Origin of the sequence: Rhodoferax sp. (genome assembly GCF_010365055.1) — a bacterium.
In the GTDB taxonomy this organism is placed as follows: domain Bacteria; phylum Pseudomonadota; class Gammaproteobacteria; order Burkholderiales; family Burkholderiaceae_C; genus Rhodoferax.
Window position 1 is genome coordinate 1 of record NZ_JAAFHA010000061.1, and the last position, 24,302, is coordinate 24,302.

Annotated in this window: 21 protein-coding genes; 3 read left to right on the plus strand and 18 right to left on the minus strand. The window is 61.9% G+C overall.

Features of this window, described 5'->3' with window-relative positions:
• Positions 1-112 precede the first annotated feature (112 nt).
• The 7 genes from GZ093_RS13660 to argS all read right to left on the minus strand — a co-directional run bounded on the left by GZ093_RS13660 (position 113) and on the right by argS (position 7,978).
• Positions 113-1,390, minus strand: a complete 1,278-nt coding sequence (locus GZ093_RS13660) for a class I SAM-dependent RNA methyltransferase (protein WP_296486762.1) — start codon at positions 1,388-1,390, stop codon at positions 113-115.
• 131 nt (positions 1,391-1,521) lie between these two features.
• Positions 1,522-3,114, minus strand: coding sequence for an RNA polymerase factor sigma-54 (gene rpoN / locus GZ093_RS13665; RefSeq protein WP_296486764.1), 1,593 nt, complete (start codon positions 3,112-3,114; stop codon positions 1,522-1,524).
• An 85-nt stretch (positions 3,115-3,199) separates the two neighbouring features.
• The gene (gene lptB / locus GZ093_RS13670) at positions 3,200-3,994 is read right to left on the minus strand and encodes an LPS export ABC transporter ATP-binding protein (RefSeq protein WP_296486766.1); all 795 of its coding nucleotides are present in this window, start codon (positions 3,992-3,994) and stop codon (positions 3,200-3,202) included.
• Positions 3,994-4,623: a lipopolysaccharide transport periplasmic protein LptA gene (gene lptA, locus GZ093_RS13675; RefSeq protein WP_296486768.1), complete on the minus strand. Its 630-nt coding sequence runs from the start codon at positions 4,621-4,623 to the stop codon at positions 3,994-3,996. The genes lptB and lptA overlap by 1 nt, the downstream gene beginning before the upstream one ends.
• A gap of 202 nt (positions 4,624-4,825) precedes the next feature.
• A complete protein-coding gene (locus GZ093_RS13680; RefSeq protein ID WP_296486770.1) occupies positions 4,826-5,500 on the minus strand; it encodes a thiol:disulfide interchange protein DsbA/DsbL in 675 nt (224 codons plus the stop codon).
• A gap of 72 nt (positions 5,501-5,572) precedes the next feature.
• Positions 5,573-6,187, minus strand: a complete 615-nt coding sequence (locus GZ093_RS13685) for an SPOR domain-containing protein (protein ID WP_296486771.1) — start codon at positions 6,185-6,187, stop codon at positions 5,573-5,575.
• Between the two features lie 105 nt (positions 6,188-6,292).
• Positions 6,293-7,978 carry an arginine--tRNA ligase gene (argS, locus tag GZ093_RS13690; RefSeq protein ID WP_296486773.1) on the minus strand — a complete coding sequence of 562 codons (1,686 nt, stop codon included), beginning with the start codon at positions 7,976-7,978 and terminating at the stop codon, positions 6,293-6,295.
• A 133-nt stretch (positions 7,979-8,111) separates the two neighbouring features.
• Between argS and GZ093_RS13695 the strand changes: the two genes are divergently transcribed.
• Together GZ093_RS13695 and GZ093_RS13700 are read left to right on the plus strand one after the other, a co-directional pair.
• Complete coding sequence (locus GZ093_RS13695) at positions 8,112-9,131, plus strand: glycosyltransferase family 2 protein (RefSeq protein ID WP_296486775.1); 1,020 nt, start codon at positions 8,112-8,114, stop codon at positions 9,129-9,131.
• Positions 9,128-9,496, plus strand: coding sequence for a GtrA family protein (locus GZ093_RS13700; RefSeq protein ID WP_296486777.1), 369 nt, complete (start codon positions 9,128-9,130; stop codon positions 9,494-9,496). The genes GZ093_RS13695 and GZ093_RS13700 overlap by 4 nt, the downstream gene beginning before the upstream one ends.
• Here the strand turns inward: GZ093_RS13700 and GZ093_RS13705 are convergent.
• The 3 genes from GZ093_RS13705 to GZ093_RS13715 are packed head-to-tail and all read right to left on the minus strand — an operon-like array spanning position 9,437 to position 13,887.
• On the minus strand, positions 9,437-11,011 hold the full coding sequence (locus GZ093_RS13705; RefSeq protein ID WP_296486779.1) for a glycosyltransferase family 39 protein: 1,575 nt from the start codon (positions 11,009-11,011) through the stop codon (positions 9,437-9,439). The two genes, GZ093_RS13700 and GZ093_RS13705, sit on opposite strands and share 60 nt — an antisense overlap.
• Before the next feature lie 9 nt (positions 11,012-11,020).
• Positions 11,021-11,938, minus strand: a complete 918-nt coding sequence (locus tag GZ093_RS13710; protein ID WP_296486781.1) for a ChbG/HpnK family deacetylase — start codon at positions 11,936-11,938, stop codon at positions 11,021-11,023.
• Positions 11,935-13,887 (minus strand): acyl CoA:acetate/3-ketoacid CoA transferase, encoded by a 1,953-nt coding sequence (locus GZ093_RS13715; protein ID WP_296486782.1) that lies wholly within the window; start codon positions 13,885-13,887, stop codon positions 11,935-11,937. Before GZ093_RS13715 ends, GZ093_RS13710 begins: the two co-directional genes overlap by 4 nt.
• Positions 13,888-13,950: 63 nt before the next feature.
• Here GZ093_RS13715 and GZ093_RS13720 point away from each other — a divergent pair, with 63 nt between their 5' ends.
• Positions 13,951-14,847 carry a class II glutamine amidotransferase gene (locus GZ093_RS13720; RefSeq protein WP_296486784.1) on the plus strand — a complete coding sequence of 299 codons (897 nt, stop codon included), beginning with the start codon at positions 13,951-13,953 and terminating at the stop codon, positions 14,845-14,847.
• On the opposite strand, the gene gshB is transcribed toward GZ093_RS13720, so the two are convergent.
• The 8 genes from gshB to GZ093_RS13760 all read right to left on the minus strand — a co-directional run.
• A complete protein-coding gene (gshB, locus tag GZ093_RS13725) occupies positions 14,769-15,716 on the minus strand; it encodes a glutathione synthase (protein WP_296486786.1) in 948 nt (315 codons plus the stop codon). The two genes, GZ093_RS13720 and gshB, sit on opposite strands and share 79 nt — an antisense overlap.
• 195 nt (positions 15,717-15,911) lie before the next feature.
• Complete coding sequence (locus tag GZ093_RS13730; protein WP_296486787.1) at positions 15,912-17,780, minus strand: potassium transporter Kup; 1,869 nt, start codon at positions 17,778-17,780, stop codon at positions 15,912-15,914.
• A 9-nt stretch (positions 17,781-17,789) separates the two neighbouring features.
• Positions 17,790-19,085 (minus strand): glutamate--cysteine ligase, encoded by a 1,296-nt coding sequence (gene gshA, locus GZ093_RS13735; RefSeq protein ID WP_296486789.1) that lies wholly within the window; start codon positions 19,083-19,085, stop codon positions 17,790-17,792.
• Positions 19,086-19,175: 90 nt separating this feature from the next.
• Positions 19,176-19,502 (minus strand): c-type cytochrome, encoded by a 327-nt coding sequence (locus GZ093_RS13740; protein WP_296486790.1) that lies wholly within the window; start codon positions 19,500-19,502, stop codon positions 19,176-19,178.
• 64 nt (positions 19,503-19,566) lie between these two features.
• Positions 19,567-20,901, minus strand: a complete 1,335-nt coding sequence (locus GZ093_RS13745) for a glutamate-5-semialdehyde dehydrogenase (RefSeq protein WP_296486792.1) — start codon at positions 20,899-20,901, stop codon at positions 19,567-19,569.
• Positions 20,902-21,193: 292 nt separating this feature from the next.
• Positions 21,194-22,258, minus strand: a complete 1,065-nt coding sequence (gene holA, locus GZ093_RS13750; RefSeq protein WP_296486794.1) for a DNA polymerase III subunit delta — start codon at positions 22,256-22,258, stop codon at positions 21,194-21,196.
• 82 nt (positions 22,259-22,340) lie between these two features.
• Positions 22,341-22,841, minus strand: a complete 501-nt coding sequence (lptE, locus tag GZ093_RS13755; RefSeq protein WP_296486797.1) for an LPS assembly lipoprotein LptE — start codon at positions 22,839-22,841, stop codon at positions 22,341-22,343.
• Between the two features lie 10 nt (positions 22,842-22,851).
• Positions 22,852-24,302, minus strand: a 1,451-nt coding sequence (locus GZ093_RS13760; RefSeq protein WP_296486799.1) for a class I tRNA ligase family protein, incomplete at its 5' end; no start/stop codon positions are given.

Below are 24,302 nucleotides of genomic sequence, written 5' to 3' on the forward strand. Positions count from 1 at the left end.
GCTTTGGTGGCAATCCACTGGATTTTTTTGGCGGCCAGCGCCAGCTTGAGCGGCTGCGTGGCCGGGTCATTGAAGACGAAGGCATCGAGCACGATGTTGGTGTCCAAGACGATCATGTCGTGCGCGCCGAGCCCTTCACCATGTCAAAACGGAACAGGCGGCATTCGATCGGGCCGTTCCACATTGGCACGCGGCGCGATTCTTTGAGGCGCATCTTGCCGGGCAGTTTCAGGTCGGGCGTCAGGATCCAGGCGCTCCAGCCGGGGTAGTTCTTCTTCCAATGGCTGGCCAGCTGGCTGAAGAATTCGCCGCCCTCGGGCGTTTGCGGCAGCTCGCGCGCGCCAAAACGGCCCACTTCGGCATCTTCGTCCTCGAGCTGAGCGCCCGCGTGGCGCGCCCCTTTGGCCACGCCGGCGACCTCTATGCGTTCGCCGTACGGCGGATTGAGCAGCATCACGCCGGGGCGATCGATCGGCGGCAGGCGTTGCAGGGCGTCGCCACCGCGAAACTCGATCACGTCGGCCACACCAGCGCGCTGGGCATTGCGCTGGGCAAAGTCGACCATGCGGTGCGCCACGTCACTGCCGAAAATAATAGGTTTTTGGCCTGGAGCCATCGTCACCTCTAACTCTTTAGCTTCTTTTTTAATAGCATCCCAGACCGGGCGCTGAAACGGCAAATACTTCTCAAAGGCAAAACGGCGCAGCGAGCCGGGCGCGATATTGCAGGCGATCTGCGCCGCTTCGATCACGATCGTGCCGCTACCGCAGCAGGGGTCGTACAGCGGCAGCAGGTCTTCGTCGCCGTCCGCCCAGCCACTGGCGGCGAGCATGGCGGCGGCCAAGGTTTCTTTCAGGGGCGCATCGCCCTTGTCTTCGCGCCAGCCGCGTTTGAACAGCGGCTCGCCCGAGGTGTCGATGTAGAGCGAGCAACTGTCGGTGCTCAGGTGCGTGTAGATGCGCACATCGGGCCACTGGGTGTTGACATCCGGGCGCACGCCGCCTGCCGTGACGCGGAAACGGTCGCACACCGCGTCCTTGACCTTGAGCGCGGCAAAGTTGAGGCTGGTCAATGGGCTGTGCTGCGCCGTCACCTCCACCTTGATGCTTTCCCGCGGCGTGAACCAGCGCTCCCAGGGCACTTCGCTGGCGGCGCGGTACAGATCCTGCTCGTTGCGGTACTCGGTGAAGGACAGCAGCACCAGCACGCGCTGCGCCAGGCGGCTGTGCAGATTGAGCAGCATCGCATCGCTAAGCGATGTGCGCACCGCCACGCCGCCGCGCTGCTTGGTCACGCAGCCCGGCGGCAGGCCGGTGATGCGCAGCACTTCGGGGGCCAGGTAGTCCTCCACACCAGCGGCGCAGGGCAAAAAGAGTTGCAATTGATTCACGGCGTCTTTCTAGTCAGTTGAGGACAGAGCTTGTTCGCTTCGCGTAACTGCGGTCTGTCCCGCAAGGTTTCAGGATAGTTGAGGACAGATACAAGCTCGCTCCGCGTAGCTGCGGTCAGTCCCGCAAGGTCTCACAATGCCTTTCTAAGGCTGGCGGGGGCAATGCGCAGCCCCTCGCGGTATTTGGCGACGGTGCGACGGGCACATTCAATGCCCTGCTCTTTGAGCATCTCGGATAACTGGTTGTCACTGAGCGGCTTGGCGGTACTCTCGGCGCTGATAAATTGTTTGATCAAGGCCCGCACCGCCGTGCTCGACGCGTTGCCGCCGGACTCGGTACCCAAGCCAGAGCCAAAGAAATGCTTGAGCTCGAAGGTGCCCTGCGGCGTCGCCATGTACTTGGCGGTGGTCACCCGGCTGATGGTGGACTCGTGCAGACCGAGCTCTTCTGCAATCTCGCGCAGCACCAACGGGCGCATGGCGAGTTCGCCATGCAGGAAGAAGCTCTTTTGCCGCTCGACGATGGCGGTGCTGACGCGCAGGATGGTGTCAAAGCGCTGCTGAATGTTCTTGATGAACCAGCGCGCCTCCTGCAGGCGCTGCTGCAGGGCGGCGTAGCTGGACGCGTCACTGCCGCCGCCCTTGTGCTGCTTGAGGGCATTGGCGTAGATGTCGTGCACGCGCAGGCGCGGCATCACCTCGGTGTTCAGGCGCACCTGAAATTTGGCTTGGGTGCCCTGGCCGACCTGAATCACCAGCACATCGGGCACCACGATGTTGCGCTCGACATTGACAAAGCGCCGCCCCGGCTTGGGCTCCAGACGCGCAATCAGCGCAATCGCTTCGCGCACGGCAGCGTCCGATGCTTCGCATAGCAGCGTCAAGCGCTTGACGTCACGTCGGGCCAGCAGGTCCATGGGTTGCGCACAAATGCGCAGGGCGACACGCACGGCGGCGTTGCGCGCCGGGTCCGCATGCCCCAGTTGCAAGAGCGCGCGCAGTTGCAGACTCAGGCACTCCGCCAGATCGCGCGCGCCCACGCCCGCCGGCTCCAGACTCTGCAACAGCCCCAAGGCGACCGTGAAATGATGAACCAGCTGCTCCACCTGCGCCTCATCGCCAGCGGCGAGTCCCTCGGCGAGTGAGGTCAGCGTGTCTTCCAGATAACCCTCGTCATTGAGCGACTCGATCAGGAACTGCAAGGCGGCGCGGTCTTCAGGACTCAGGCGCAAGGCCAGCGCCTGCGCATGCAGGTGGCTTTGCAGCGACTCCTGGGTGCGCGCCAGCTCGGTCACATCGGCGGCGTCCTCGCCGTTCAGGTTGTTGCTGTGGGCTTTGGCGTCACCGCCCCATTCGCTGTCGTCGGGCGCCATGGAGGCGCTGCCATCGCCCTCCCAACTTTGCGCATCATCCGCCGAGAGTGGCGAAACATTTTGATCATTATCGGCTGTAGCCCCCGTATCTACTGAATAGTCTGCTATCGACTTTGATGAGTAATCCGCATCCAGATCGTCACCCCGGACCGGTGTATCCGCCTGCGCCAGTCCGAACTCTTCCCGCACCGGCACATCGGCGTTGACTTCCAGAAACGGGTTCTCATCGAGCATCTGATCGACCTCCGCGCTGAGTTCCAACGTGGAGAGTTGCAGCAGCCGGATCGACTGCTGCAACTGCGGCGTCAGCGCCAGATGCTGCGACACCCGAAGGGACAGGCCTTGCTTCATTGGGTCACCGCCGGGCCGCCCCAAGGAGACCCAGCCCCCTCGGGGGGCAGCGACGTACACGTAGTGACGAGCGTGGGGGCCATGGCTACATTTTGAAGTGCTCACCGAGATACACCCGGCGCACTTCGGCATCGTTGACGATCTCGGCTGGGGTGCCCTGGGCCAGCACACTGCCATCGCTGATGATGTAGGCGTGGTCGCAAATGCCCAGCGTTTCGCGCACGTTGTGGTCAGTGATCAACACCCCGATGCCGCGGTTTTTGAGAAAACTGATGATGCGCTGGATCTCGATCACCGCAATCGGGTCGATCCCCGCAAACGGCTCGTCCAGCAGAATGAAACGCGGCTGCGTGGCCAGTGCCCGCGCAATCTCGACCCGCCGGCGCTCACCGCCGGACAGCGCCAACGCCGGGGTCTGCCGCAGGTGCTCCACGCGCAAATCCTGCAACAACGCGGTCAGGCGTTTCTCAATTTCAGCCTTGCGCAGCGGCTGGCCCGCTTCGTCAAGCTGCAATTCCAGCACGGCCCGCACGTTGTCTTCGACATTGAGCTTGCGAAAAATCGAGGCTTCCTGCGGCAGGTAGCTCAAGCCCAAGCGGGCCCGGCGGTGAATCGGCAGATGCTCCACCGACTGGCCATCAATCTTGATGTCACCAGCGCTGGCATGCACCAAGCCGACGATCATGTAAAACGATGTCGTTTTACCCGCGCCGTTGGGGCCCAGCAAGCCGACCACCTCGCCCTTGCAGACCACCAGCGACACATCCTTGACCGCCTTGCGACTGCCGTAGAACTTTTGCAGGTGGCTGACCTCGAGGCGGCTCTCACATCTGACGCCATCGCTGCGCAACGGCCCCTGGCTGACCAAGGCGCCTGGCATCACTTTTTTTCCCCGTCCAGCGTCGTGGTGGCGCGCAGCGCCGCAGCGGGCGCAGAAGCCGCCGGGGCGGGTGGTGTCGCGGCCGCGGCATCCGGTTTGGGCGTCAGCATGGCACGCACCCGCCCGCCTGTCGCGCTGGGTGCTCCCTGTGCCACGCCACCATCGATGGTGAACACATCGGTGCTGTTGTTATAAACAATCACATTTCCGCTCATCTCGTCGTTCATCGTCGCGCCCAAGTAGCGGCGCAACTGAGCTTGCCTGATGAATTTCACGGTGTTGGCGCGGCTGTCGTATTCAATGCTCTCGCCCTGGCCTTCGATAAATTCATCCAGCCCCTCACGCTTCTGGCGAAAAGACGCGAGCTTGCCGGGCTCGGCGGTGACCACGCCATACTGGTTGCCGTCGGGGTCCTGGCGAACTTCAATGCGGGCCCCGCGTATCAGAATCGAGCCCTTGGTCAATACAACCCGCCCAGTAAAGACGCTGGTTTTTTTGGCGTCGTCATAGCGCAAGGCATCGGCTTCCACATTCATGGGCTTGTTGCGGTCGGCTTGTTCAGCGCAGGCCCCTCCGCTGAACAAGGCCAGGGCCGCGGACAGAAGCAAAGTGGAAAGTGATGGTTTCATAAAGGCATGAATCTTGCATTAAATTCTTGTCTTTTCATTGTAACGATCAGAGCCAGGGCTCACCCGGCTGCCGCCCATCAGTCGATGGGAAATCAATACCAGCAAGATCGTTCATCGTCGGCAGTGCCGACGATGGATGCCATGATGGAGACGTTCCGACGCCCGGCTCTTGCGCGACAGCCTGGCAAGCAGGCCGCCTGAGTCATCGACCGCTGCGAACCTGCCCAATCAAGAACTCCACCACTTCCAGCGAGCGCCCCATGCTCTTGGCGAGTGAGCCATCGGTGTAAAAACGCCCGCCCACGCCCAGCGCCGGGACACCCTCGACCTTGTAGGCGTTTTGCAGCTGGGTGGCACGGCCGGTCTTGGTTGAGACCGAGAACGATTTGAAATGCTCCAGGAATTTGGCTTTGTCCACACCCTGTTTGGCAACCCAATCGACGATGGCGTCGCCCGTGGCCAGGCTTTGCTTTTCCCCATGGATGGCGGCAAACACTTTTCGGTGCAGTTGATCGACCAAACCCATCGCTTCCAGGGCGTAAAACAGGCGCTGCTGCGGTGCGAAATCGTCGCGAAAGGCAACCGGCACGCGTCGCACCACTACATCCTTGGGCACGCGCTTGCTCCAGGCGTCAAAAGTCGGCTCAAAGGCACTGCAATGGGAGCAGCTGTACCAGAAGAATTCAACAACTTCGATTTTGCCGGCCGGCGCCTCGACGGCAGCGGGTTTATCCAACTTCAGGTAGTCCGTGCCCGGTTCGGGTTTTTTGCCCTGCACTTGGGCCGGTACGGTCGTCTGAGCCTGTGCTGTTGGCAACACCAGCGCGCTCGCGGCCAGCACCGCGCCACAGCCCAGAGAAAAATCACGACGCTTCATTTTTGAACACTCCAATAAAAAAAAGTAGGACCGGGCGGATCGGCAATAGTTCACCGCTGCGACGGAAAAGCGCTAGCGCGCCACTCGCACCAGCGCGGTTTCGTACCCGGCGGCATCGAGTTTTTCCTTGGTCTGGCCGGCCTCTTCTTTTTTGCCGAAGGGGCCGACGCGCACCCGATACACGGTCCGGCCTGACTGCTCACGCTCGCTCACTTTAGCTTGCACGCCGCCGAGGGACAGCTTGGCGCGCTGGCTTTCAGCGTCTTCTGCGGTGCGAAAAGCGCCGATTTGCACAAAATAGGAGAACGGGTCAGCCACCGCGCCAGCCGCGCGCGCCTGGGCCAGATCACCCAGGGGATCGGCCGACACCGCGGGCTTTTGCTCCGCGCTTTTGCCAGTCGGCGCTGGCACAGCGCCGGTATCCGTGCCCGCTGCGGCGCCGGGACTGGCAGGCGCTGCAGGTTCGGCCGGTTTGGCCGGGTTCTTGCCGTACAAGGGGGCGTTGGGGTCCCAGTTTTTGTTGCGTTCGGACTCCACCGCGTCTTGATCCACCGAGCGATTTTGGCCCTTGTTGAGGAACGGAATCGGCACCTTGGTGACGTAAACCGCCACCGCCAGTGCGGCCCCGAGACCCACCACGACTCCAATGATGAAGCCCAAAATGGTTCCACCGCGTTGTTGTTTCATGCATTGCCTTATCTAATTTGTTGGGGACAGAGCTGAAGGTCTGTCCCGCAAGTTGACGGTTTCAGTTGAGGACAGAGCTGAAGGTCTGCCCCCAAGACTATTGATTCACATTTTTTGCGGGGCACTCACGCCCAGCACCGCCAGGCCATTGTGCAGCACCTGCGCGGTCGCGGCGACCAGCGCCAAACGGGCACACTTGACGAGCTCGTCGTCCACCAGAATGCGCTCGGCATCATAGTAGCTGTGGTAGCAGGCAGCCAGTTCCCGCAGGTAAAACGTGACGTCGTGCGGCGCAAAGTCAAAGGCGGCCGCCGTCAGCATCTCGGGGTACTTAGCCAGCAGCAGCAGCAGCGCCAGCGCCTGCGGGCTTTGCAGCGGGCTCAGGTCGGCTTGTTGCAGGCTGGCCACATCGCCGCCCCAGGCCGTCAGCACCGAGCAGATCCGGGCATGTGCGTACTGCACGTAATACACCGGGTTGTCGTTGTTCTTGGCCACCGCCAGGTCGACATCGAAGGTGTACTCGGTGTCGGGCTTGCGGCTGAGCAAGAAGAAGCGCACCGCATCTTTGCTGGTCCACTCGATCAGGTCGCGCAGCGTCACATAGCTGCCGGCGCGCTTGGAGATTTTGACCTCTTCGCCACCCTTGACCACCCGCACCATCGTGTGCAACACATAGTCGGGGTAGCCTTGCGGGATGCCCACATTGGCGGCCTGCAGCCCGGCGCGCACGCGGGCGATGGTGCCGTGGTGGTCGGTGCCCTGGATGTTGACCACCTTCTCAAAGCCGCGCTCCCACTTGGTGATGTGGTAGGCCACATCGGGCACAAAGTAGGTATAGCTGCCGTCGCCCTTGCGCATGACGCGGTCCTTGTCGTCGCCATACTCGGTGGTTTTAAGCCACAAGGCGCCGTCGTGCTCGAAGGTCTTGCCGGCTTCCATCAACCTCTTGACGACCGCATCGACCCGGCCACTGAGGTACAGGCTGGATTCCAGGTAATAGTTGTCAAACTGGACGCCAAAGGCCTTGAGGTCCAGGTCCTGCTCGCGGCGCAAATAAGCCACGGCGAACAGCCGGATGTCGTCCAGCGCCTCAATATCGCCCGCGGCGGTGAATTCGCGGTCGTCTGACTGCACCGTCTTTTTGGCCAGGTAGTCAGCGGCGATGTCGGCGATGTAGTCGCCGTTGTAGGCAGCGGCGTTCTCGCCGCTGGGCCACGCAGCGTCGCCCGGTTTGAAGCCCCGGGCACGCAGTTGCGTGCTGCTGGCCAGGGTGCCAATCTGCACGCCGGCGTCGTTGTAATAGAACTCGCGGTAAACCTCCCAGCCCTGGGTCTGGAACAGGTTGCAGATGGCGTCACCCAAGGCAGCCTGACGGCCGTGGCCCACATGCAGCGGGCCGGTCGGGTTGGCCGAGACAAACTCCACCAGCATGCGCTTGCCCGTGCCGGGTTGGCTGCCAAACTGCGGGCCCTGTGACAACACCGCGCGCACGGTTTGCTGCTTGGCCTCGGGCTTGAGCTTGATATTGATGAAGCCGGGGCCGGCGATGTCCACCGCCTCGACCCAGCGTGCAAACGCCAGCGCCGCCAGCAACTCGGTGCGCAGGGTTTGCGCCAGCTGACGCGGATTGAGCTTGAGTGGTTTCGCCAGCTGCATGGCAGCGGTCGTGGCCAAGTCGCCATGGGCGGCGACCTTGGGCGATTCAAAGACGGCCTTGGACCCGGCACCCGCGGATAATTTTTCCAGCGCCTGGCGCAGGACATCGAGCAATTCAATTTTTACAGACAACATGCTTTCATTTTACGGGGGGACAAGGACCTATCTGCACGGATGCACGGGCCGACGCAAGGATGGCCGCACGTGGCACACAAAAAAACCCCGCGGGTTTCTCCGAAGCGGGGTTTTCTTTTGGCATGATGCGGTCATGATGTCCCGCTCCAACCCGTCTCCCTCGATCTCTTGCGTCATCCCCGCCTTTAATGAGGCGGGCAACCTTGGCACCGTGCTGCCGCAAATTCTGGCGACTCTCTCCATCCTGAGCCAACGCGTTGAACTGGTCGTGGTCGACGACGGCAGCCGCGACGACACCACCCTGGTCATGCAGGCACTGTGCGCCATTCACCCGGAAATTGTTTACCTCAAGCTGTCGCGCAACTTTGGCAAGGAGCCCGCGTTGACGGCGGGCATAGACGCCGCGCAGGGCGACGTGGTGGTGTTGATGGATGCCGATGGCCAACATCCGGTGGCACTGCTGCCCGACATGTTGAAAAAGTGGCAAGAGGGCGCGGACGTGGTGTACGCGGTGCGAAAGACACGTGACGACCAGTCTGTCCTGCAGGTCAGCCTGACCGGGTTGTTCTACAAAATGGTCAATTTCGGCAACCGGGTGAAAATTCCGGCGAACGCGGGCGACTTCCGGCTGATGGACCGCCAGGTGGTGGATGCCCTGAAAAGCCTGCCTGAGCGCAACCGCTTCATGAAAGGCTTGTACGCCTGGGTCGGTTTCAACAGCACCGCCATCGACTACCAGCCGTTGCCGCGCGCCGACGGCAAGAGCAACTTTGGCCTGCGCGGCTCACTCTCGCTGGCGCTGACCGGTATTCTGGCGTTTTCCATTGCCCCCTTACGCGCCTTGACGGTCGCCGGTCTGGTGCTCTCATTCATCGCCCTGGGCTACGGCTGCTGGGTGGTGGGGGAATACTTTATTGAGGGCATTGACGTGCCGGGCTACGCCACGATTGTGGTCGGCATGATGTTTTTCAGTGGCATCCAGCTGCTGTGCATTGGCATACTGGCGGAATATGTGGGTCGCATCTACGAAGAGGTCAAGCAGCGCCCGCCGTATCTCATCAGCCAGCGCTCGGGCACTGGTCTGACCGAGCCCTTGTATGCGCCGCAGGCGGGCACTGCGCCCTTGATCCTGCAACAGTCTTCCCTGCTTTGAGCGCGTCCACCTTTTGGTTTCTGGCAGTCGGGGGCAGCGCCGCGCTCACGCACATGGCGGTGTTTGCGCTGGCTCAAGATCACATGTGGCCCGAGTTGGCCAATGCACTGGGTTTTTGCGTTGCCTTTTTTGTCAGCTTTGCCGGCCACCGGCTGCTGAGCTTCAAGGATGCCGCCACGAGCGTCAGCACCAGTCTGGGCCGCTTTGCAGTGACCGCCCTGGCGGGTTTTGTCAGCAACGAAATCATCTTTATGCTGTTGCTGCGTACGCTGGGCTGGCCCGCGCTGCTGGCCCTGTTCGTCGCGCTAGTGTTTGCAGCCGGGCAGACCTTTGTGCTCAGCCGCTTCTGGGCTTTCCGCCGTTAGCGGATGGCCGGACTGGTACAGCACCCAGCCCGCGCCTTGGTAAAACAGCTTCCAGCCGGTCAGGCCCTCGGCCATCTTGTTGCCCTTTTGCGCCACAAACCAGTTGCCCACCGCGGCACCGGCAGGCGCCAGCGCCTCGGGTGACTGCAAGACCTGGGCCGCCTGCGCGTCAAAGTCAGCGCCTTCAAACAGCTCGCGCTGCCAGCCGTCCCCGGCGCGCTGGCGCAGCGCGGGCCAGTCCTCCAGTACCACGAGGGGTCGGCTGGTCTGCGCATAAAACGGCAGGTCGTAAGGGTACTTGCCTGACACATAAACAGTGTCGGTTGGCCGGGCGGCACAGGCCAGCACCTGCGCCACGTCCTGCGCGCGACTGGTGAGGGTCAAATCCCCCACTTTGGCCATCAACACCAGCGCGATGCCAATGTTGAGCAGGCACAGGCCAATGAATACCTGGCCGGCGCGTGCGCGGTGCGCCATGGCACGCTCCCAGCCCAGCGCTGCCAACAGCGCCAGTGGCGGCACCACCGGCAACGCATAGCCCACGATCTTGGAATGCGGTATCGAGAAGAAGAAGACGATGGCGATGACCCAGACCCAGCACAGTCTCCACCACGCGCTTGACAAAGGTGTGGCCGCAGCGGCTGACACTGGCACGCCAACCTGCCGACGCCATTGGTTCAGCGAGAAAAAGACCCAGGGAAAGAACAGCAACACCAACGCCAGCAAGTAGAACCACCAAGGTTCCGGGTTGTTGTAAGTTGTGGCGGTGTAGCGGTTGAACTGTTGACCAATGAACATGTAGTCAAACAACCCAGGGTACTTCTGCTGCGCCAGCACAAACCAGGGCAAGGCGATCAGGGCAAACAGGCTCAGGCCACTGAGCCAGGGCAGGTACAGAATCTTTTTGAATTGGCGCGTCCAGAGCAGCCAGACGACCAGCACCAGGCCTGGCAGGGCGATGCCGATCAAGCCTTTGCTGAGCAGCCCGAAGGCACAGGCGGCAAAACCGAGCCGCGCAAGCAGGGCATTGGGTCTGCTACCTGCCATAAAGGCAAAGGCAAAACACCAGATCGCCAGCCCGATCCAGGTGGCCACCAGCATGTCGTGGTTCACATACTGGCCGCCGACCAGAAAGCTCAGGCTGGTGCCCAACATCAGCACCGCGCGCCGGGCGATGGTCTCGGTGCTGATGGTGCGTGCCGCCAGGTACAGCGCCACCAGCATCAAGCCCGCGTGCAAGGCTGGCACCAGCCGCAGCGCGAGTTCGTTGACGCCAAAGGTCGCCAGCGACACCATCTGCAGCCAGTCGAGCAGCGGTGGCTTGTGGAAGAAGGGCAGGCCATTGAGGCGCGGTGTCAGCCAGTCGCCGCTTTGCAGCATCCAGCGACCCACCTCACCGTAGCGGCCCTCGTCGGGCACCGCCAGCGGCCGCATCGCGGACATCAGCAAGAGCAGCAGCCACAGGCCGGCCAGGGTGAGCCAGGATTTTTGTCGTTCAGTCAGGGATTTGATCACCGGCGGATTCTAGCGGGCAGGTCTGCGCTCACCGCCCGGTAGCGCCACGAGACCGCGCACCAGTTGCACACCGGCCTGCGCCAGCGCTTGGGCGAAGTCCGGGCCACTGAGGTAGGCGAACTCCTCGGCCCGTGCCACGCCAATGGGGTCGTCGGGCTCGGCGGCTTGCGCCGGATGGCACATGATGATGCTGCCGGACGGCGCGACGCGCAGCCAGCCCTGCATGAGCTGGCCATAGCGACGCTGGCCGCCCGCGAAATCATAGATGCCTAATAAGGCTGTAGCCCTCGTCAAATGGACTTCAGCAGCTATATTTTCAAGAGCATTCGCCCCCATCGCCGCGATCACCCGGCCTTTGAAATCGAGCGTACCCTTGGGCGGACGCGAAATGCGCAAGTAGGGCATCGCGACTCTCTGAGCGCCCTGAACTGCCGCAGCGCTGTAATCACCACCCGGTGCACCGCTGCCGTAGCGGTGACTCAAGACCTGTACCAGCGCCTGGCGAATGCCGGCGAATTGCTGCACATGCTGGTGGCCATCGACGTAGTCGGGCGGCGCCTGCCATTGGGCTTCAAAGGCATCCAACTGGCGCTCGATGACAACGCGGGCCGCTGTCGCGTCAAAACCACCGAGCGCCGCCCTGAGCATGGCCGCGGCCAGCGACAGGCCATGCCCGGCGGCAACAGCAAAGTCGCTGGTCCAGTCCAGATGCAAACCGACGTCGATGCGACCACGCAGGTCTTGCAGCAAGCTCACGTCCTGCGGCCAGCGCGGCGACAGCACCATCACACTGGTCGCGCTGAGGCGGCCCAGGGCGGCGAGCTTGGCAATGCCCAAAGAGGCGCTGGCGTTCACCGCAAAATCGTCGGCGCACAGGATCACGCCCTTCAGCGCTTTGGCTTGGGGGTCATGGTCTATTTCGCTCACTTGTCCCAATCGAGTCGTGCTTTCAGGAAGCCACCGGTGCCGTAACGTGTGACCCGACTGTAAAAGCGCGCGGTCAAGCGCTTGACCATGGCCGAGTAGGCGTCCACCAAGGTGGGCAGAATCGTGAAGCTGTCGTAATTGACCACCACCGCCACGCGCTCAGCCGGGCTGCTCACCACCGGGGCCAAAAGCCCGGTCACCATGCGCTCGACCTCGGCAATGTCGGACAGGGCGTCGATGGCGAGCCCTTCGCAATTGATGAACAGCACGCGGTGCGCCAGGTCCAACTCAAATCGCTGCGCCAACGGGGTGGCGAGCAGGCGTTCACGCAGGCCGATCAGTCCCTCGGTGAACAAGGCGGCGTCCATCAATTTGAGCTGGTGACTGATGAGGGGCATGAAATCCATCTGCGCGAGCACGTCGCGCTCCAGGTCCATGCCGGGCGCAATTTCGATCAGCTCCAACGCCCCACTGTGGCCATCACCAGTCAGCTGAAAGACGCAACGCTCGGTCACATACAGCACCCTTTGATTGCGCCGGCACGCTTCACGCCCGCTGAAAGTGCGGTGCTCTACCGTTTGCACGAACTTGCGCGTCGTGCCCTCAAGCAGCAGCCGCAAGCGCCCGTTCTCCACGCGCACGTCAAGATCGCCGGCGGTGAAGGTGCCGACAAAGACCACGGTCTTGGCGTTCTGGCTGATGTTGATGAAGCCACCGGCACCGGCCAACCGGGGCCCGAACTTGCTGACGTTCAGATTGCCCTGGGCGTCTGCCTGCGCCAGTCCCAGAACCGCGATGTCCAGGCCGCCGCCATCGTAAAAATCAAACTGGTTGGGCTGGTCAATCACCGCCTGGGTGTTGACCGCCGCGCCAAAACTCATGCCGCTGGCCGGAATGCCGCCGATGACACCGGGCTCGGCGGTGAGCGTCATCAGGTCGATCACTTTTTCTTCAGCGGCCACGTCCGCCACGCCTTCGGGCATGCCAATACCCAGGTTCACCACATTGTTGGGTCGCAGCTCCAGCGCGGCGCGCCGGGCGATCACCTTGCGCACGCTCAAAGGCAAAGGCGCCAGCGTGTCCATCGGCACCCGGATTTCACCGGAATAGGCCGGGTTGTACTGCTCGGAGAAGGTTTGCATGTGGTGCGCCGGGTCGGTCGCCACCACCACCGCATCAACCAGCACGCCGGGCACCCTCACCTGGCGCGGATGCAGGGTGCCGCGCTCGGCCAGGCGCTCGACCTGGGCAATCACGATGCCGCCCGAATTGCGCGCCGCCATGGCAATCGCCAGCGATTCGAGCGTGAGCGCTTCGCGCTCCATGCTGAGGTTGCCATCGGGGTCGGCGGTGGTGGCGCGGATGATGCCCACCGAGATCGGAAAGGCCTTGTAAAAAAGATACTCGCGGCCATCAATCTCCATCAAGCGCACCAGTTCCTCGGTGGTGCGGGCGTTGATCTTGCCACCGCCAAAGCGCGGATCGACAAAGGTGTCGAGTCCGACGTGGGTGAGCGTGCCGGGCTTGCCCGCGGCAATGTCACGAAACAAATGGGAAATCACGCCCTGCGGCAGGTTGTAGGCCTCAATCGCGTTGTCGACTGCCAATTTTTGCAGTGCCGGCACCAGGCCCCAATGGCCACCCACCACGCGGCGCACCATGCCGGCATGGCCGAAGTGGTTCAGGCCGCGGCTCTGGCCGTCGCCCTGACCGGCCGCGTAGACCAGCGTCAACTGGCCCGGCACGCCGACACCGGTTTCACGCTGGTTCTCCAGAAAACGCGCTTCCAGCGCCACCGCAATTTCCTCGGCAAAACCGATGCCGACGAACCCGCTGGTGGCCACGGTGTCGCCGTCATGAATCAGCCGAACGGCCTCCTGCGCCGTCACTACCTTGTTGCGCCGCGTGCCCGGCCCCACGTGTTCGTCAAGATTGAAATTGGTATGCAAAATGTCTCCTCGTCTGTGGCGCGCTCATGCTTGAGCTGACATGGCGCGCAGTAAACTGCGACCATGTGCCAATTGCTCGGAATGAACAGCCATCTGCCCGCCAGTCTAACGCTGAGCTTCACCGGTTTTTCGCAGCGTGGCGGCTCAACCGCCCACCACAGCGACGGCTGGGGCATTGCCTTCTTTGAAAGCGAGAGCAGCACGCCGGATCAGCCCGGCAAGGGCGTGCGTTATTTCGTCGACAAGGAGGGGGCCGCGAGCTCGCCGATTGCCAAGATGCTGCGCACCTACCCCATCAAGAGCCACAACGTCATCGCCCATGTGCGCAAGGCCACGGTGGGTGCCGTGGCACTGGAGAATTGCCACCCGTTCGTGCGCGAGCTATGGGGCCGCTACTGGGTCTTTGCGCACAATGGCGACCTGAAAAACTATGCGCCGAGCCTGCACGGCAGTTTTCGCCCGGTCGGAAATACCGACAGCGAACTCGCGTTTTGCTGGCTCTTGCAGGAACTGTCCAAGTCGCATGTTGGCGTGCCCAGTATTGAAGAACAGGGCCGCACGCTGGCCGAGCTGGTGCCGCAGATTGCCAGGCACGGCACCTTCAATTTTTTGCTGAGCAACGGCCAGGCCCTGTGGGCGCATGCCAGCACCCAGCTGCATTACGTGCTGCGCCAGCACCCGTTCAAGCCCGTCCACCTGAAAGATGACGACGTGAGCGTGGACCTGGCCAGCCTCAACAGCGCGCTGGACCGGCTGGCCATTGTGGTCACCGAGCCCTTGACAACCGATGAAGACTGGGTCGCCATGACGCCCGGCGAACTGCTGGTGTTTGTCGATGGCGAAATCGCGCAGTGCAGCGGGTCGAGCTGCAAGCCCGCGTGTCAGTTGCTGGCGGCTTGCTCCAGCGCATCGATGAACATGGCCGCCACGTCAAAGCCGGTCTGGTCAAAAATTTCCTGAAAGCAGGTCGGGCTGGTGACGTTGATCTCGGTCAGGCTGTCGCCAATCACGTCCAGCCCAATCAGCAGCAAGCCCCGATCAAACAGAATCGGCCCGAGTGAGTCGGCAATGAAACGGTCGCGCGCGCTCAAGGGCTGCGCCACGCCTTTGCCGCCCGCCGCCAGGTTGCCCCGCACTTCGCCGCCTTGCGGGATGCGCGCCAGGCAGTAAGGCACCGGCTTGCCACCAATGACCAGCACGCGCTTGTCGCCGTCCACGATCTCGGGCAAAAACTTCTGAACCATCAGGCTCTGCGCGCCATGGCGGTTCAGCGTCTCGGTAATCGACCCCAGGTTCAGGCCGTCCGGCCCGACGCGGAAGATACCCATGCCGCCCATGCCGTCGAGGGGTTTCAAGATGATGTCCTGGTGCTCGGCGTGGAAACGCTTGATGTCGGCCTCATCGCGTGTGACCAGTGTGGGCCCAATGAACTGCGGGAACTCCATGATGGCGAGTTTTTCCGGGTGGTCACGCAGCGCGCCCGGCTTGTTGAACACGCGGGCGCCTTCGCGCTCGGCCTGTTCCAGCAGGTGCGTGGCGTAGAAAAACTCGGAATCAAAGGGCGGGTCTTTGCGCATCAGGATCGCATCGAAGTCCCTCAAAGCCACAGCGCGCGACTGACTGACCTCAAACCACGCATCGGGCTGCCCGGTCAGCGCAATATCGCGCACATGCGCGGTGACCCGTACGCCGCGCTGCCACATCAGGTCCTGCGGCTCACAGGCTGCCACGGTGTGGCCGCGCTTTTGCGCCTCGCGCATCATGGCAAAGGTGGTGTCCTTGTAAATCTTGAAGGTTTCAAGCGGATCGGTGATGAAAAGAAGGTTCATGGGCTACTTGATTGGTTGGGGACAGAGCTTATTCACTTCGTGTAACTACGGTCTGTCCCGCAAAAACACTCTTGATTGGTTGGGGACAGAGCTGGCTCACTTCGTGTAGCTGTGGTCTGTCCCGCAAAAACACCCTTGATCAGTTGGGGACAGAGCTTGTTCACTTCGTGTAACGGCGGTCTGTCCCGCAAAGTCTCAGATTTCAATCTTCGAGCCCAGCTCGACCACCGCATTATTGGGCAGGCGCAAGAAATCGGCGGCGCCGCTGGCATTGTGGTGCATCTGCGCAAACAGCTTCTCGCGCCAATGCGACATGCCACTGCCAATGGTCGGCACGATGGTGTCGCGCGACAGAAAATAACTGGTGCTCATGGGATTGAGATCGCAACCCCTGCCTTTCATGTGTTGCAGTGCCCAGGGAATGTTGGGATCATTCTTGAAACCGTAGTTGATGATGACCTGCCAGCAATCGTGCCCCAGGGATTCGATCTCGAGTCGTTTGGCCAAGCCGATCCAAGGCACTTCGTGGTTGCGCACCGTGACAAACAGGTTATTGGCGTGCAACACCTTGTTGTGCTTGAGGTTGTGAAGCATGGCGTTGGGCACCGTGCCCGCCTCGGCGGTCAGGAACACGGCAGAGCCTTCCACCCGCAAGGGCGGACTGACAAACACCGCTTCTAGAAAACTGCCCAGGTCAATCGCGTCCGCACGCAATTTGTCGTTGAGCAGGCGCCTGCCGTCTTTCCAGGTGATCATGAGGATGAAAATGGCGCCGCCAATGAGCAGCGGGAACCAGCCGCCCGCGAACAGTTTGAGCAGGTTGGAGGCCCAGAACGCAAAGTCGACCACAAAGAAGAAACTGGTCGCGCCAATACACAGCGCCAAGGGAAGTTTCCAACTGTACCGAATCACAAAATAAGTCAAGATGGTGGTGATCAGCATGTCGGTGCAGACCGCAATGCCATAAGCCCCCGCCAGATTGCTTGAGGACTTGAAGATCATCACCGCCAGCACGATGGTCACAAACAGGCCCCAGTTGACAAACGGCAGGTAGATCTGCCCGGTTTCCTTGACGCTGGTGTGCATGATCTTTAGGCGTGGCAGGTAACCGAGCTGAATCACCTGCTTGGTGATCGAGAAGGCGCCGGAGATCAGCGCCTGCGACGCAATCACGGTTGCCAGCGTGGCCAGGCCAACCAGCGGCAACAAGGCCCATTCGGGTGCCATCAGAAAAAACGGGTTGGTCACGGCGGCCGGGTTGTTCAGCAACAGGGCGCCCTGGCCAAAGTAGTTGAGTACCAGCGCGGGCATGACGACGGCAAACCAAGCCAGTCGGATCGGCTTCTTGCCGAAATGCCCGAGATCGGCATAAAGCGCCTCGGCGCCGGTCACGCACAACACCACCGCGCCCAGAATGATGAAAGTGATACCGGGCTGGCGCCAGATGAAGCCCAGCGCGTAGTGCGGGCTGACGGCCCACAAAATGCTGGGGTGGGTGACAATTTGCACCACGCCCAAGACGGCAATGCAGACGAACCAGAGCACGGTCAACGGGCCAAAAAACTTGCCGATGCCTGCGGTGCCGCGTTTTTGCACCCAAAACAGGCCAAACAAAATGATCAGCGTGAGCGGGATCACGTATTTCTTGAAGGCGGGCGACACCACCTCAAGACCCTCGACCGCCGACAGCACCGAGATCGCCGGCGTGATGACACCGTCGCCATAAAACAGACAGGTACCAAAAATACCCACCAGCAGCAGCACCTTGCGCAGCGCGGGCTTGTCTTTGACCGATTGCGACGCCAGCGCCAGCATCGCAATCAGGCCGCCCTCACCGTTGTTATCGGCCCGCAACACCAGCGTGACATACTTGAGCGACACGATGACGGTCAGGGTCCAGAAGAAGATCGACAAGACGCCATAGACGTTGTCAGGCGTGAAGGGCACATGGCCAGAGCCAAATACCTCTTTGACCGCATACAACACACTGGTGCCGATGTCGCCATAAACAACGCCGATGGCGCCCAGCGTCAGCGCCGAAAGGGAGGATTTGGTGGCTGCCACGGGTTGCGCTTAGTCGTAGACCTCGGCCTCGGGATCGGTCGCTTCAAGCTCATAGCTGGCGGCCAGCATCGCCAGACGCCCCACCACGCCGTACATGTAAAAGCGGTTTGGGGCGCTGGCCCCGGGGCGCACGCCAGGCTGTGGCATGTGGGTGCTGTGCTCAAACGCCAAGGGGACGAAATCGGCGCCCGGCGCGCTCAAGTCTTCATCGGCGCCTTGACCGGCATGGATGCGGTAAAAGCCGCCGACCACGTAGCGGTCCATCATGTAGACCACGGGCTCGGCGACCGCGTCGTTCATGCGCTCCTTGGTCAGCACGCCTTCCTGGATCAGGATGTCGTGCGGCACCTGGGCACCGCGTGTGCCGCTGGCGTGCTTTGGTGAAATCAGACTCAACGCGGGCAGTTCTTTGGCATCGCGCACGGTCAGGATGCCCATGCCGTGGGCGGCGTTATCAGCCTTGACGACCACAAACGGCTTTTCCTTGATGCCGTATTCCTTGTACTTACGACGAATTTTGCTGAGCAGGACGTCAACCTGGGCGCTCAGGCATTCCATGCCGACACCCTGGGCCAGATTGACTTCGCCGCATTTTTCAAACAAGGGGTTGATCAGCCACGGGTCAATCCCCAACAGCTTGCCCATGCGCTTGGCCACCTCTTCATAACACTTGAAGTGGGTGCTTTTGCGCCGGGTGGTCCAACCGGCATGCAAGGGCGGCAATACATATTGCTCGTAAATCTCTTCCAGAATACCGGGCACACCCGCACTCAGGTCGTTGTTGAGCAAAATGGTGCACGGGTCAAAATCTTTCACGCCCAGGCGGCGCTTGCCACGGATGACGGGCTCCAGCGTGATCGATTCGCCATTGGGCAAGGCCAGCGTCGTTGTTTTCTTGATGGCAGGATCAATCGAGCCGAGGCGCACATTCAGGCCGGCCATGTTAAAAATCCGCTGCAACTGCGACAGACTGGCCAGGTAACTGGTGTTGCTGGCCTGGTTCTCGGGAATCACCAGCAGGTTGCGCGCCTCCGGGCAGATTTTCTCGATCGCGGCCATGGCGGCCTGCACCGCCAGTGGCAGCATCTCGGCGGTCAGGTGATTCCAGCCGGACGGGAACAAATTCGTGTCCACCGGCGCCAGCTTGAAGCCGGCATTGCGCACATCCACCGAGCTGTAGAACGGCGGCGTGTGCTCCATCCACTCAAGCCGGAACCAGCGCTCGATGGCCGGCATGGAGTCGAGCACACGCTGCTCCAGTTCGTTGATCGGGCCGGTAAGTGCAGTGACGAGATTTGGAACCATACGGTCTTTTTTTATTACTTAAGGGTCACAATTTTAGAGCTTGAGCCTGACTCAATAACCCAACAGTCGCGACGTTACGGTCAGCGCGATTCAGTGCGCGCCTTCAGCCAGCCAGTGCACCAGTGCCTTGGCGGAGTTGGAGCTTAAGCGCTCGTGCGCGTCAATGTGTCCAAACATCTCACCGGCGCGATATTTATCAACAAATTCTTTCTGTGCCGCCGCGTCGCCCTTGTAGTTGGCCAATTTCTGCGCCAGCCGCTCAAAACTCGGCGCTTCCGCCCGCAAATTGGCGCCATGGCAGCTGTAGCAACCCTGGTCGAGCGCCAGTTGGGCGCTGGCATTCGCCCCCAACGGCCACGCCAGCGCCAGCAACAGGGTGCCGGCGCAGGTGATTTGGCGGTGCAAGGCATGACGCATAAGATGTCTCCTCTGAAGGGGGTGCCAGCGAGATTGTCGCCCGAAGGCAGGCGCGCCGGCGAGTTTAGGTGCGTAATTCGCCGTCGCCCAGCACCACGTACTTGAGCGAAGTCAGTCCTTCAAGGCCGACCGGGCCACGGGCGTGAAACTTGTCGGTGCTGATGCCAATCTCGGCGCCCAGGCCGTATTCAAAGCCGTCAGCAAAACGGGTGCTGGTGTTGACCATGACGCTGGCGGAATCGACCTCGCGCAGAAACGCCTGGGCATGCATGTGATCGCGCGTCAGGATGGCGTCGGTGTGGTGACTGGAATAGCGGTTGATGTGGGCAATGGCCTCGTCGACACCGGCCACCACCTTGATGCTGATGATCGGGGCCAGGTATTCCTCGAACCAGTCCGACTCTTGTGCCAACACCAGGGCCGGCTTCAGTGTTACTTCTGAATTTATAGCTGTATAGCTTGTATCCACGGGGGCTAGAGGCTCATTTTCCTTGAATATGGCGAGCGCCTCGGGGTCGCAGCGCATCTCCACTCCTTTGGCGGCGTAGACCGCGCCAATGAGGGGCAAGAACTCGGCGGCCACGGAGCGCGCCACCAGCAGGCTCTCGGTCGCGTTGCACGGGCTGTATTTGTTGGTCTTGGCGTTGTCGGCCACTTTGACCGCCATGGCGATGTCGCACGGGTCGTCCACGTAGGTGTGGCAGTTGCCATCCAGGTGCTTGATCACCGGCACTTTGGCGTCGCGGCTGATGCGCTCGATCAAGCCCTTGCCGCCACGCGGGATGATCACATCCACATACTGCGGCATGGTGATCAACTGACCCACCACGGCGCGGTCGGTGGTTTGCACCAGTTGCACGGCATCGGCCGGCAGGCCGCTCTCAAGCAGGGCTTGTTGCACCAATTGGGACAGCGCCTTGTTCGACTCGATCGCCTCGGAGCCGCCCCGCAAGATGCAGGCGTTGCCGCTCTTGATCGACAGGCTGGCGGCCTCAATCGTCACGTTGGGTCGGCTCTCAAAGATCATGCCAAAAACCCCGATCGGCACCCGCATCTGCCCAACGCGGATGCCACTGGGCTGCTGGCGCAGGGCCGTGATCTCACCAATGATGTCCGTCATGTTGGCCAGCTGTTCGCAGCCCTGGGCGCAGGTCTCGATCACCTGAGGGCTCAATTTCAGCCTGTCCACCATCGGGGCGGCCAGCCCGGCAGCCACGGCGCGCTCAACGTCCTTGGCGTTGTCAAGCTGCAGCGCATCCACATTGGCGCGCAACAGCGCGGCGAGTCTGCGAAGCGCTGCATTTTTAATAGCTGTATTCGCCCGCGCCATCAGGGCCGAAGCCTGTTTTGCCCTAAAACCAAGCGCATTGGCGTAGTCGGTGATATTGAGGGAATTCATGTGCTTTTTTCTTGGCTCAGATTCGGGCGTCAAGCGGGCGATCCCAACCGGTGCCGGTCAACATGACACAGGCCGGCATCCTCGATGACGTGCGGTTCGATCGGCGTGGGTGACATGGCTGCATTTTGGCAGAGTCACCGACCGCTCGGTCCGAACCTGATGTTGCCCCCGAAAAACGGACTGCCTGGCGGATGTGAAAATTCAGCGCCAGGCGAATCATCACCCCTTGGATCGGCAGGGAAATTCCTGCCGCACACGGCCACAGCGGATTCGCTGATGGGCCGGCAGAGGCTTAACGCTTGCCCGGCGCGCGGGCGCATTCGCGGCAGACATCAAAGGCCAGCTGTTGCAGTGCCGCCCAAGGCTGCGTCGGCCAGTCGGGCGACTTGAGGCCTTTGACCACGCCGTCAACCTGGTGCGCCGCCTGCAGCAAGGCCGCCAGCGCCGCATCGCTCAGGCGCGGCAGCACACGTTCAAACAAACGCTCGCGCGTGCCCCACACGCGCTGCTCACGCAAGGCCATCGGCAGCGGACTGCCCCGATTCATGGCATCTTTGACGCGTTTCAAGGCGCGGATGTCCTCGGCCAAGGTGTAATGCACCAGCACCGCCGCCTCACCCTCGGCCTGCAGGCCGTCCAGCATGCGTTGCACGCGAATGAGCTGGCCCGAGAGCACGGCTTCCGACAGCTTGAACACGTCGTAGCGCGCCACGTTGAGCACCGCGCTCTCGATCTGGTCAAACGTCAGTTCGCCAGGCGGATACAACAGGGCCAGTTTCTGGATTTCCTGATGCGCGGCCAGCAAATTGCCTTCCACCCGGTCGGCAAAAAACTGCAAGGTGTGCTGACCGTCCTCGCCGGCCGCCACCCGCTGCCCTTGCAGCGCCAGGCGCTGCGCAATCCAGGCCGGCAAGGCATTGCGCTCCACCGGCTCCACCGCCAGCGTGATGCCAAAACTCTCCAGCGCGCCAAACCAGGCGCTGCTTTTGCCCAGCTTGTCGAGCCGCGGCAGCATGACCAGGGTCAGGGTGGACTCATTGCCGCGCGACTGTTCGGCCAGCTGTTGCAGCGCTGCGGCGCCCTCCTTGCCGGGTTTGCCCGACGGAATGCGCAACTCGACGATCTGCTTGTCCGCAAACAAGCTCAGCGAACCGCCCGCCGCCAGCACCTCGCTCCAGTCGAAATGAGCACCGGCCACCGTGTGCGCGCTGCGCTCGGTAAAGCCCTGGGTGCGGGCGAACGCGCGAAGGGTGTCAACCGCCTCCTGCACCAGCAGCGGCTCGTCGCCATGCACGGTGTACAGGCTTTTCAGGCCCTTCTGCAGATGGTTGGGGAGTTGATGCGCGGCGAGTTGCATGGTTATGGACGCTGCCGCGGACCGCGCTGGCTCGCTTGGCGTCGCGGCGCTCTAGCGCACAAGTTCTGACGATTTCGCACAGCTATTTGATGGCGGCCAGACGGCGCGTCAACTGGTGCACGAGGTCGGACTGCATGTCGCGGTACAGCAGCACTTCTTCGGCTTCTTTGGCCAGCACGGCCGATTCACTGAAGCTCATATCGCGCCTCTGCACGATTTCGGCCACCGGCATCAGTTCATCCCCCTGGCCGTTGCGGACCCGAAACTTCACGCGGATGCGCAGTTGAAACTCGCGCACCTGGCCGGCGCTGCTGAGCCCGACCACGGTCTTTTCATGCTGCTCCTGCAGGATGTCGAGCACCACCTGGGCCTGAGTGAGCGGCTCATCAGGCGCCAGCACCCGCACCGAGTTGCCAAGTGCACGGCGCAACTCAAGCGCCAGCGGGCCACCCGGATTGGGCATGATGGCCAGGGTCTGAAAGGTGTAGGTTTGCGCACCGCGCAGCTTGAACCCGCAGCCTCCAAGCAGGACGCTGGCCAGACCGGCTTGAGCGAGCAACGCGACAACAGAACGACGTTTCATAGGGATTGCCTCAAACCACCAGATTCACCAGCCGCCCCGGCACCACGATGACCTTCTTGGGCGTCGCCCCGTTGGCCAGCTTGCGATACACCTCGCTCTCCATGGCCGCCAGCTCGATCTCGACCTTGGAGGCACCCGCCGACACCACAATGGCACCTCTGAGTTTGCCGTTGATTTGCAGCATCAGTTCAATCTCATCCCGGAGCAGCGCCGATTCATCCACCTGGGGCCAGGGCGCATCGAGCAGCTCGCCCAGGGTGCCGGCATAACCCAGGTCCTGCCACAGGTTATGCGTGATGTGGGGGGTGGCCGGGTACAGGCAGCGCAACAAGATGCCAAAGCCCTCGATCAGCGCCACTTGCGCACCGCTTGAGTCGGTGGCTTTGAAGTTCTCCAGCGCATTGATCATCTTCATCGCGCCGGACACCACGGTGTTGTACTGCATGCGCTGGTAGTCGTAATCCACCTGCTTCAGCACGGTGTGGATTTCCAGCCGCAGGACTTTCGCTTCCTTGCTGAAATTTATATCATTTAGGTTCACAGCCCCCGTCGTGCTTGCGTCAGCAGCTATCATATCTATAGTAGACAATTTGACGCCAAAGTTCCAGACCCGGCGCAGGAAGCGGTAGCTGCCTTCGACCGCCGCGTCGTTCCACTCCAGCGTGGCCTCGGGCGGCGCAGTGAACATGGTGTACAGGCGCGCGGTGTCGGCGCCGTATTTTTCGATCAGGTCCTGCGGGTCAACGCCGTTGTTCTTCGACTTGGACATGGTGCCGATGCCCTCGTAGTCGATCAGCGTGCCAGCGGGCAAGTCACCGACAGCGACTTTCAACCGGGCCGACACCACCTTGCCGGCCTCATCGGACACGTTTTCAACATCGTTCGGCCAGAAATAGTCCTTGGCACCGTTGGCGGTTTTGCGCGAGTAAATATGGTTGAGCACCATGCCTTGCGTCAGCAGCTTGGTGAACGGTTCATCGACCTTGACCAGACCGAGGTCGCGCATGACCTTGGTCCAGAAGCGCGCATACAGCAGGTGCAGGATGGCGTGCTCGATGCCACCGATGTACTGGTCCATCGGCATCCAGTAAGCTGCACCCGCGCCGACCATCGCCTGCTCATTCTTCGGGTCGCAGTAGCGCATGAAGTACCACGAACTGTCGACAAAGGTGTCCATGGTGTCGGTCTCGCGCCGCGCCGCCACGCCGCAGATGGGGCAGACGACACCGGCGTGAAAGCCTTCATGCTTGTGCAACGGATTGCCCGAGCCGTCGGGCACGCAGTCCAGTGGCAGCACCACCGGCAAATCTTTTTCGGGCACCGGCACGGCGCCGTGTTCGGGGCAGTGGATGATGGGGATCGGCGTGCCCCAGTAGCGCTGGCGGCTCACGCCCCAGTCGCGCAGGCGCCAGGTGGTTTTCTTCTCGCCCAGCCCCAGCGCCGCCAGCTTGTGCGCCACCG